A 1449-nucleotide genomic window follows, 5' to 3' on the forward strand; every position below is an offset into this window, starting at 1 on the left:
GGCAAGGCGCAGGCCGACACCCTGCGCAAGGCCAAGACCGACACCGTGGCGCGCCGGCTCAACGGCGACACCGAGGAGCAGGTGCCCGGCACCGAGCTGCGCATCGGCGACCTCGTCGTCTGCGAGGCCGGCGACATCATCCCCGGTGACGGCGATGTCGTCGAAGGTGTCGCTTCGGTGGACGAGTCGGCGATCACCGGCGAGTCGGCCCCGGTCATCCGGGAGTCCGGCGGTGACCGCTCCGCGGTGACCGGTGGGACGAAGGTGCTCTCCGACCGCATCGTCATCAAGATCACGACGAAGCCCGGCGAGACCTTCATCGACCGGATGATCAACCTCGTCGAGGGTGCCGCACGGCAGAAGACCCCCAACGAGATCGCGCTGAACATCCTGCTCGCCTCGCTCACCATCGTCTTCCTGCTGGCGGTCGTGACCCTCCAGCCGTTCGCGATCTACGCGGGCGCCGAACAGCCCATGATCGTGCTGCTCGCGCTGCTGGTCTGCCTGATCCCGACGACGATCGGCGCCCTGCTGTCCGCCATCGGCATCGCCGGCATGGACCGGCTGGTGCAGCGCAACGTCCTGGCCATGTCCGGACGCGCGGTCGAGGCCGCAGGCGACGTGTCGACGCTGCTGCTCGACAAGACCGGCACCATCACCCTCGGCAACCGCCAGGCCGCCGAGTTCGTCCCGGTGCGCGGTATCACCGAGGCCGAGGTCGCGGACGCCGCCCAGCTCTCCTCGCTGGCCGACGAGACCCCTGAGGGCCGTTCCATCGTCGTCCTGGCCAAGGAGAAGTACGGGCTGCGCGAGCGCCACCAGGGCGAGTTGGTGGACGCGGAGTGGGTGCCGTTCACCGCCCAGACCCGAATGTCCGGTGTCGACCTCACGGAGGACGGGCACCACCGCAAGGTCCGCAAGGGCGCGACCGGTTCGGTCGTCGCCTGGGTCAAGGAGCGCGGCGGTGAGGTCGCCGAGGACGCCCAGCAGCTGACCGACGCCATCTCGCAGGCCGGCGGCACCCCGCTGCTGGTCGCTCTGGAGGACGAGCGCGGTCCGCGCGTCCTGGGTGTCATCCACCTCAAGGACGTCGTCAAGGAGGGCATGCGCGAACGGTTCGACGAACTGCGCAAGATGGGCATCAAGACCGTCATGATCACGGGTGACAACCCGCTGACGGCCAAGGCCATCGCCGAGGAGGCGGGTGTGGACGACTTCCTCGCGGAGGCCACGCCCGAGGACAAGATGGCGCTCATCAAGCGTGAGCAGGCGGGCGGCAAGCTGGTCGCGATGACCGGCGACGGCACCAACGACGCGCCCGCGCTGGCCCAGGCGGACGTCGGCGTGGCCATGAACACCGGTACCTCGGCCGCCAAGGAGGCCGGGAACATGGTGGACCTGGACTCCAACCCGACGAAGCTCATCGAGATCGTCGAGATCGGCAAGCAG

Annotated in this window: 1 protein-coding gene; it reads left to right on the forward strand. The window is 69.2% G+C overall.

Features of this window, described 5'->3' with window-relative positions:
* Positions 1–1449: potassium-transporting ATPase subunit KdpB (gene kdpB / locus AB0C96_RS43045; protein ID WP_362925757.1), on the forward strand; the 1449-nt coding region annotated here is incomplete at both ends.

Source organism: Streptomyces sp. NPDC048506 (assembly GCF_040651315.1).
Lineage (GTDB): Bacteria > Actinomycetota > Actinomycetes > Streptomycetales > Streptomycetaceae > Streptomyces.